The sequence below is a fragment of the Arcicella aquatica genome (assembly GCF_034928825.1).
Taxonomy (GTDB): domain Bacteria; phylum Bacteroidota; class Bacteroidia; order Cytophagales; family Spirosomataceae; genus Arcicella; species Arcicella aquatica.
Genome location: NZ_JAYFUL010000018.1, coordinates 106,611 through 115,116, shown reverse-complemented (window position 1 = coordinate 115,116; position 8,506 = coordinate 106,611). Strand labels below are relative to the sequence as shown.

The 8,506-nt window shown below is 35.2% G+C and carries 9 protein-coding genes; 4 read left to right on the top strand and 5 right to left on the bottom strand.

Going from position 1 to position 8,506, the window contains the following annotated elements; translation table 11 throughout:
- Both VB264_RS12595 and pruA read right to left on the bottom strand, forming a co-directional pair.
- Positions 1–205 (bottom strand): hypothetical protein (locus VB264_RS12595; protein WP_323249863.1); only part of this gene is annotated, 205 nt, incomplete at its 3' end.
- Between the two features lie 94 nt (positions 206–299).
- Positions 300–1,925 carry an L-glutamate gamma-semialdehyde dehydrogenase gene (gene pruA / locus VB264_RS12590; protein ID WP_323249861.1) on the bottom strand — a complete coding sequence of 542 codons (1,626 nt, stop codon included), beginning with the start codon at positions 1,923–1,925 and terminating at the stop codon, positions 300–302.
- Positions 1,926–2,274: 349 nt separating this feature from the next.
- Between pruA and VB264_RS12585 the strand changes: the two genes are divergently transcribed.
- The 3 genes from VB264_RS12585 (at position 2,275) to VB264_RS12575 (ending at position 4,184) form a co-directional block, all read left to right on the top strand.
- Positions 2,275–3,120 (top strand): bifunctional helix-turn-helix domain-containing protein/methylated-DNA--[protein]-cysteine S-methyltransferase, encoded by an 846-nt coding sequence (locus VB264_RS12585; protein WP_323249859.1) that lies wholly within the window; start codon positions 2,275–2,277, stop codon positions 3,118–3,120.
- Positions 3,121–3,207: 87 nt separating this feature from the next.
- The gene (locus VB264_RS12580) at positions 3,208–3,915 is read left to right on the top strand and encodes a 2OG-Fe(II) oxygenase (RefSeq protein ID WP_323249857.1); all 708 of its coding nucleotides are present in this window, start codon (positions 3,208–3,210) and stop codon (positions 3,913–3,915) included.
- Positions 3,912–4,184, top strand: coding sequence for an Ada metal-binding domain-containing protein (locus tag VB264_RS12575; protein WP_323249855.1), 273 nt, complete (start codon positions 3,912–3,914; stop codon positions 4,182–4,184). Before VB264_RS12580 ends, VB264_RS12575 begins: the two co-directional genes overlap by 4 nt.
- A gap of 4 nt (positions 4,185–4,188) precedes the next feature.
- Here the strand turns inward: VB264_RS12575 and VB264_RS12570 are convergent, their stop codons facing one another.
- From VB264_RS12570 to VB264_RS12560, 3 genes are all read right to left on the bottom strand, one after another.
- The gene (locus VB264_RS12570; RefSeq protein WP_323249853.1) at positions 4,189–4,839 is read right to left on the bottom strand and encodes a tetratricopeptide repeat protein; all 651 of its coding nucleotides are present in this window, start codon (positions 4,837–4,839) and stop codon (positions 4,189–4,191) included.
- Positions 4,840–4,906: 67 nt separating this feature from the next.
- Entirely contained in the window at positions 4,907–5,539 is a 633-nt protein-coding gene (locus tag VB264_RS12565) for a LysE family translocator (RefSeq protein ID WP_323249851.1), read from the bottom strand.
- Positions 5,540–5,850: 311 nt separating this feature from the next.
- Entirely contained in the window at positions 5,851–6,834 is a 984-nt protein-coding gene (locus VB264_RS12560) for a ComEA family DNA-binding protein (RefSeq protein WP_323249849.1), read from the bottom strand.
- Positions 6,835–7,086: 252 nt separating this feature from the next.
- Between VB264_RS12560 and thrC the strand changes: the two genes are divergently transcribed.
- Positions 7,087–8,394 (top strand): threonine synthase, encoded by a 1,308-nt coding sequence (thrC, locus tag VB264_RS12555; RefSeq protein WP_323249847.1) that lies wholly within the window; start codon positions 7,087–7,089, stop codon positions 8,392–8,394.
- The last annotated feature ends 112 nt before the right edge of the window (positions 8,395–8,506 follow it).

Below are 8,506 nucleotides of genomic sequence, written 5' to 3'. Positions count from 1 at the left end.
TCTTCCTAATTACTTCCCTCTCTCTGCCCGTTGGCGTCGTTTGGGAGTGCAAAGATGCAAGCTTTTTTTTTAATAACAATACCTTAATCAAAACTTTTTTTGAAGTTTTTACAAAATAATCCATAACTACCACCATAATTACACTGAAAACCAATAAGTTATTATCAACAAAAAAAATGAATTTTTTTTGAGAAAAAATGCTCAAACTTTAATCTACTTTAAATTATACATAAAAAGCGGTCAATCATTTTTAAAATGACTGACCGCTTTTAGTGATTTTAGCAAGATTTATATCCAATTTATCCCAAGAAAGGGTACTTATAGTCTGTTGGCGATACAAATGTTTCTTTAATCGTTCTTGGAGAAACCCATCTCAATAGATTTAACATCGAACCAGCTTTATCATTAGTACCTGATGCTCTAGCCCCACCGAATGGTTGTTGCCCAACTACTGCTCCCGTCGGCTTATCATTGATATAGAAATTACCTGCTGCGTTTACTAACTTTTTGTTGGCAATCTCTAAAGCATAACGATCTTGAGCAAACACTGCTCCTGTAAGCGCATAATCAGAAGTTGTATTTACGATATCTAAAGTTGCTTCATACTTTTCTGCATCATATATATAGATAGTAAGTACTGGTCCGAATATTTCTTCTGACATCGTAGTATAATGAGGGTCTTCTGTCAAGATAATCGTTGGTTCAATAAAATACCCTTTCGATTTATCATAATTCCCTCCCGCTATTATTTTGGCTTTGTCCGAAGCTTTTGCATTATCTATATATCCTGCGATTTTGTCAAAAGCCTTTTCATCAATCACGGCATTCACGAAATTTGAAAAGTCGTCTACACCTCCTACTTTTATTTCTGCTAAGTCTGTTTGAATATATTCCCACGTTTGCTCCCAAAGGGTATTAGGAATATAAGCACGCGAAGCCGCAGAACATTTCTGTCCTTGGTATTCAAATGCTCCACGCACCAAGCCTACTGCAAGAGCTTTGGCATCGGCTGATTTGTGTGCTACTACAAAATCTTTCCCTCCTGTCTCTCCTACGATTCTTGGGTACGACTTATACTTATGGATATTTTCTCCGATTGTTTTCCAAATATGTTGAAATACTTTAGTACTTCCTGTAAAATGTACTCCCGCAAATTGTGGATGTTTGAATACGATATCACCTGTTAGTGGTCCATCTGTATAGATAAGGTTTATCACGCCATCTGGCAATCCTGCTTCTTTCAATACCTTCATTAGTACATTAGCAGAATAGATTTGCTGTGGCGATGGTTTCCATACTACAACATTTCCCATTAAGGCTGCCGATGCTGGAAGGTTACCTGCAATAGCTGTAAAGTTGAATGGCGTTACGGCAAATACAAATCCTTCTAAGGGACGGTATTCTAATTTGTTCCAAACGTTTTCAGAAGAGATAGGTTGTTCTGCATATATCTGTGTAGCGAAATGTACGTTGAAACGTAGGAAGTCTATCCATTCGCAAGCTGCATCAATTTCTGCCTGATACGCATTCTTTGATTGCCCTAGCATCGTTGATGCATTTAACTCATTACGATATTTGGTAGCCGAAAGGTCTGCTGCTTTTAAGAAGACAGCCATTCTATTTTCCCAAGGTAAACTTGCCCATGCTTCTCTGGCTGATAGTGCTGAGTCTATGGCTTGATTTACATGGCTAGCATCACCTTCGTGATAATATCCTAAAATATGCTGATGGTCGTGTGGGGAAGTCAAAGCCTGTTTATTGCCTGTTCTTATTTCTTCAGAACCTATATACATGGGTACGTCTATTACTTTACCACGCATTTCAGTAAGTTTGGCAATAAGTGCTTCACGCTCCTTTGTATTAGGTGCATATGAGTTGATTGGCTCATTTTTGGGCGTTGGTACGCTAAAAAATCCTGTTGACATTTGATGAAGTTTTTGGTTTGATGTAAAATTACGGATTTTTTTGGACTGAAGGACTTTAAGACTGGTGGATTTTTGGACTTGGTGGACTTTAAGACTGGAGGATTGAAAGACTAAAGATTTTACAAATACTATGACTGGGGAGTTTAATGACTTGAAGTATTGTAAATTATGAAAAGTGATTTTGTTGTACTCTTTTCTAAATCCTAAATTTTTATTATTCAATTCACAAAATCTTTATGTCATAAAGTCTCCTAATCCTAAAGTCTTAAAGTCCCCTCAAAAAAAAGCAACTTTCGGGTTGAGGATGTTCTTTTATCAATCGACATTTGTATTGTTAATTTATAAGAACATGACAACAGATACATACCATTATGAACGTATTGCTAAAGCGATTGAGTTCATAACCGACAATATTACTGCACAACCTTCCTTAGAAGAAGTGGCCGAAAAAGTAAACCTCTCTCCTTTTCATTTTCAAAGAATTTTTACTGAATGGGCAGGTGTGAGTCCAAAGAAGTTTTTACAGTTTTTAACGGCTGATTACTTAAAAGCTAAAATAAAGGATACTGCTACTTTAGTAGAAGCAGCAGAGATAGCAGGGCTGTCGAGCCAAAGCAGAGTGTATGATTTGTTTACGGGTATTGAAGCTGTTACTCCTCAAGAATTCAAAAGTGGTGGAAAAGGTTTACACATTGATTATGCTTATCATGAAACACCCTTCGGAGAATGCTTTATGGCTGTGACCGAAAGAGGTATTTGTGGAATGGCTTTTACCAATGAGGTTTCTAAAAATGAAGATTTAGAGACCTTTAAACAGAAATGGCATTTTGCGACTATTGAAGAGAACCCTTCTGTTACCGAACAATATGTGCAACGCATTTTTACACCACATCTTAGCTCACTAGACAAACTACATCTATTAGTACAAGGTACCAATTTTCAATTAAAAGTCTGGGAAGCTTTATTGACAATTCCACAAGGTTCATTAACGACTTATCAACAAATAGCAGATAGTATCGGACATAACAAGGCTGTTAGAGCAGTCGGCACGGCAGTAGGAAATAATCCTATCGCCTACTTAATACCTTGTCATAGAGTAATTAGAAAAGAAGGAAAGCTGGGCGAATATCATTGGGGAAGTATTCGGAAGAAAGCGCTTGTTGGATGGGAAGCAGCTAAAAGTGCGGAGTTTTGAGTTTGGAATGCGGAGTTATTTATACGCTACCATATTATAAATCAAATTGTCGAATTATTCACAACTCACTAACTCACAATTAAACATATGTCTCTTTCAAATAATATCAACTCACTTAACTGGCAAAGTATTAAACAAGATTTAGATGAACAGGGATATGCTGTTATTCGGGCAGTGATTCCTCGGGATGTTTCTGACCAATTGATAGCTTCTTATTCTCAAGCTGATTTATACAGAAGTACTATTGTCATGAAGCGTTATAATTTTGGGAAAGGGGAATACAAGTATTTTGCCTATCCATTACCTGACAGCATTGTTTATTTAAGGAATGAACTTTATACTCCTTTGTCGTCAGTAGCAAATGAGTGGAATCTAAAATTGGGGATTAATCTTACTTATCCCGAAAAGCACCAAGATTTTATAGAGGCTTGTCAGCAACAAAATCAATATAGACCTACGCCTCTGATTTTGAAATATGAAACAGGCGACTTTAATACCCTCCACCAAGATTTGTATGGAGAGTTGTATTTTCCTTTTCAGGCAGTGTTGTTTTTATCTCAACCTCAAGAGGATTATACTGGTGGTGAATTTGTATTGATTGAACAAAAACCCAGGTTACAATCTCAGGCAATTGTATTACAACCGAACCGTGGAGATATGGTAATTTTCACTACAAACTTTCGGGCTGCTAAAGGAACAAGGGGATATTATCGTTCGCCCATGAAACATGGTGTTAGTAAACTTCATAGTGGGAATCGTTATACAGTCGGGATTATTTTTCATGATGCTAAATGATAAGACATCAAGAAATACTAGACGAAAATGGAACAAACCGTTTACTGCTGTCTTTTATAAAAGACAAGCAAATTACAATAGGTGGTAATAAGTCATTAAAGATTTATGGAAAGCTCAATTGTAAATCTGGCAAAAGAATGAAAACCCAAAACAGAGTCTTCTTTAAAGATATTCAAGAAGCTGTTGCTTTGGGTTTTCGTCCCTGTGGGCATTGTATGAGGGTGGAGTATTTGGAATGGAGAAAGGTCAAATATTCATTGATACTTTAAAACTTCATTTTTCGAGAATAAACTTTCTCGCTTCTGAATTAATTGCATTAGGGTCTAATTTATCTGTAATCTTCAAAAAAACTAAAGCACTATCTTTTTCCATATAATATGAATAAGCTATTGCTAATTGAGAATACGCCTCTACGTTTTTATTATCTAATTCAACAGATATTCTAAAATTATCAATTGCTTTATTCAACAATTTAATATCATTGTTTTTAATAAACATTTGGGCATAACTTGTTCCTCTTGAAAGCCATACCTTAGAATTTTTAGCATTTAATTTTAAGGATTTATTAAAGTATATTAATGACTCATCAAACTTCAATTGTCGTCCAAGTATATTTCCAAAACCCCAATAAACATCAGCATTGGTACTATCCAATAACCAAGCCTGATTAAATCTTTTCATTGAAGTATCAAAGTCATTTTTATAATAATACTCCCACGCTCTATATAAATGATGCGATATAGCTTTATTTCTGTTTTTAAAAAATCTGTCACATTCATTAAGGAAGTCTTTATCGATTTCTATTTGCTCTTTGCATTTTTTTACTCCTCCATACATAGGTAAAATATTTATATTTTGTGGGCAATCCTCGGCACCAGAACAATTTAAAAATAATACGATTGATAATAATATAATCTGTTTCATAGAGATTTGTTTATTGTAAAATTTACCTTGTTTTCATAACTCATTGAACAATAACTAGAATAAATATTCATTTGGCTTTATCAAAGGCTAATTTCAGGGCTAGACTACTTAAAATACCCGCCATAAACCATTTTTGAATTTTAATCCAAGTAGGTCGGCTACCAAACCAGATGGCTATTCTGGATGCAAACAATACTATCATTAAATTGACCGTAAAACTGACCGTCATTTGGGTAAGTCCTAATTGAAAGTTCTGTAATAATACATTGCCATATTCGGGTTTAATAAACTGTGGAAAGAACGACATATAGAAAACAGCAATTTTAGGATTGAGCACATTGGTAAGAAATCCCATCTGAAAAAGTTTGAAATTACTATCGTCTTTCAAAGTCGTTGTTTCAAAAAATGATTTACTTCCTGGCTTGATGGCGTTCCAAGCTAAATACAATAAGTAGCCAACGCCTAGCCATTTCAGCAAGGAATAAGCAAAAGGTACAGCCATCAAAATAGCCGTAAGTCCGAAAGAGACCATGATGACATGGAATAGAAAACCTACAATGACTCCTGCTAGTGAAATCATTCCTGCTTGTTTGCCTTGTGAGATAGAACGTGATATTAGGTATATCATGTTGGGACCTGGCGTGATGACCAAGCCAAAAGCGGCAACGATAAAAACGAGTAAGTCTGAAAGTGGTATCATATTATTCCGTAAAACGAGATTCCATCTCGTAATTTTTGTAACTTAATTCTAACATGAGTCATCCCGAATTTTTCCTAAAATTATTCGTTTTGGAGACAATTTATGAGGTTTTCTACTTAATTATCGTCTAGTCCTTACTTTTCTTTCCTTGATGAAAGAAAAGTAACAAAAGAAAATCAAGAATTCCTAAACTCGCTCCGCTCAAACAGTAGGAATTCGTTGCCCATCAATCATAAAAAAGCGGTCTAAATTAGTTTTTCGACCGCTTTTTTTATGATTTTGAACTTCGGGATAACTCATTTTTTACTGTTTTAGAATGCCAGATATGGTAAAAGCTTGTTGATTGTTTGTTCATCCAAAAGCTTTATATTCTCTAAATCTTTTCGGCTCGAAAAATTTCCGTGCTGTTGGCGATATGCAATGATGGCTTTGGCAACATAAGGACGTAAATAAGGATGTTTGAATTCGTCTAAGGTCACTTCGTTAATCTTAATTTTCCTGATTTGAGGGTTTTTAACTGTCCCATATTTCAATAGTTCGTCAACTGAAATAGAATCTAATCCCCAAATATTGCGTACTTGTTCTACTGAATAAAAGCCTCCAAGTTTCTCTCGTTCTTGAATTATTCTAATAGCTCGCTTAGATGCAATACCTTTTAATTTCTTTAAGTCATTGGTATCAGCTCTGTTTAAATCAAAACTCACAGGCTTGAAATTTTCCTTAGTAACATTTGTTGTTGGCAAATTCTTTTCTGTTACCACATCAACTTTTGTACTACTGACATTTGGTTGAAGTACTGGCGAATTTGTTAAAACGATATAAGGCTCTAGCTTTTCATAGAGGGATATCGGGAAACTATATATTTTCTTTAAATCCTCTTTAGCTTTAAATTTTCCTCCTTTATTTCGATAATTGACTATTCGTTCGGCTAGCCAAGGAGCTATTCCTAGCTTTTGTAAGTCGTCTGAATTAGCTAAGTTAGGGTCAAATTTGAATAATGTAATGGTCCTAGCCTCCTCTTTAAAGGCATTTTCTTTAGCGTATTTATCGGAAAAATTATTTTCATAATCTCTCGGATGCTCAGAACGTTCTTTGATTTCAATCTTTGCCATTAACGCTTCAATCTTCTTCGGATTCACTGAATCATTAACAACTTGTTTTTCAGGAAGATAATCAAAAATGAAAGTAAAAATAATGAGCAAAAAGATTAAAAAAATAAGCAAAACAAAGCCTTTTATTTCTGTTTGATTAAAAGCGAAAAAATCACGTAGATAAGCTTGTAGTTTTTTATACATGGGTGTTAGGTATTAAAATGAATATGATGTTAAACAACAGAAATTAAAATGTTTATTCTGTAATTCAGGCTTTTGAACTAATTTTGTATTGTTTTACCGCTATAAGCTTTAGGCTGTAAGCTGTAAGCCATTTTTTATAGTCATTGTCAAAAAAAAGGAATCAACATTTTTTAAGCTTTTGATGATACTAATTTACAAGATTTCTTGCCACGAAGGTTTTGAAATTGAAGGTTTTATCTGTTCCAAATAATTATGATACTTTACAGCACAAATCATCAAAGTGATGATGTTTCTTTGGAAGAAGCAGTATTTAGAGGACTCCCTCCAGACAATGGCTTATATATGCCGCATGTTATTCCGACTTTACCCTCTTCTTTTTTTGATAAAATAGAAACACTATCAATTTCAGAAATTGCCTTTGAAGTAACTAAAACATTATTGGGCGACGATATCCCTGAGGATGATATTAAAATGATTGTTGAAAGAGCTATCGATTTTGATGCACCTTTGGTCACTCTTGAAAAAGATACTTATGTATTAGAGTTGTTTCATGGACCATCTATGGCATTCAAAGATTTTGGGGCAAGGTTCATGGCATCATTGATGTCCTACTTTTTACAAAAGTCGCACAAAGATATTCATATTCTTGTAGCAACATCTGGCGATACTGGTGGAGCGGTGGCACAGGGATTTTATAAAACGCCTGGTATTAAAGTAACTATTTTGTATCCAACTGGCAAAGTATCGGATATTCAAGAAAAGCAATTAACCACCCTCGGCGAGAACGTAACGGCTCTAGAAGTAGATGGAACTTTTGATGATTGTCAGGCTATGGTGAAAGCTGCATTCTTAGACAAAGAACTGTCTTCAACCATCAATTTGGCTTCTGCCAATTCTATCAACATTAGCCGATTGATTCCTCAATCGTTTTATTATTTCAATGCTTATGCCCAATTGAAGAAAGCAGGCAATACCAAACCTGTTGTTTTCTGTGTACCAAGTGGAAATTTTGGCAACTTATCAGCAGGATTAATTGCTCAGAAAATGGGCTTGCCTGTAAAAATGTTTGTAGCAGCAACCAATGTAAACAACATTGTTCCGAGCTATTTAGCTACTGGCAATTATGAACCAAAGCCATCTAAAGAAACTATTTCAAATGCAATGGATGTGGGGAATCCATCCAATTTTATCAGGATGCGTTTATTAGCAGGTGATGCTTATGAAGAAGTAGTAAAACATATCGCAGGAGATTCTAGCAATGATGAGCAAACCAAAATTGCTATGAAAGATGTTTTTGAAAGAACCAATTATGTCATGTGTCCACATACTGCCGTGGCTTATTTAGGGCTGAAATCTTATACAAATACGCTTTCTGATGAAGTAGCAGGTGTGTTGCTTTCTACTGCTCATTATGCTAAATTTTTAGATGTAGTAGAAGATACTTTGGGTACTTCTGTAGAAATTCCTAAAAGATTATCGGCATTGTTATCTAAAGAAAAAGTAGCAATACCGATGACGAAAGATTTTGCAAGCTTTAAAAATTACTTGCTTTCTTTATAGTAAAAAATTAACAGCCTCGTAGAGGCGAAATATCGGTAGTCGCTGAATAACAATTTACCGTCAGCCCCATCGGGGCGAAATATTTCGCCCCGATGGGGCTGACAGTAGGGTT

Bases quoted from the DNA above. Each gene is read 5' to 3' on its own strand.
- pruA (WP_323249861.1), bottom strand. From the start codon at position 1,925: ATGTCAACAGGATTTTTTAGCGTACCAACGCCCAAAAATGAGCCAATC.
- VB264_RS12585 (WP_323249859.1), top strand. From the start codon at position 2,275: ATGACAACAGATACATACCATTATGAACGTATTGCTAAAGCGATTGAG.
- VB264_RS12580 (WP_323249857.1), top strand. From the start codon at position 3,208: ATGTCTCTTTCAAATAATATCAACTCACTTAACTGGCAAAGTATTAAA.
- VB264_RS12575 (WP_323249855.1), top strand. From the start codon at position 3,912: ATGATAAGACATCAAGAAATACTAGACGAAAATGGAACAAACCGTTTA.
- VB264_RS12570 (WP_323249853.1), bottom strand. From the start codon at position 4,839: ATGAAACAGATTATATTATTATCAATCGTATTATTTTTAAATTGTTCT.
- VB264_RS12565 (WP_323249851.1), bottom strand. From the start codon at position 5,539: ATGATACCACTTTCAGACTTACTCGTTTTTATCGTTGCCGCTTTTGGC.
- VB264_RS12560 (WP_323249849.1), bottom strand. From the start codon at position 6,834: ATGTATAAAAAACTACAAGCTTATCTACGTGATTTTTTCGCTTTTAAT.
- thrC (WP_323249847.1), top strand. From the start codon at position 7,087: ATGATACTTTACAGCACAAATCATCAAAGTGATGATGTTTCTTTGGAA.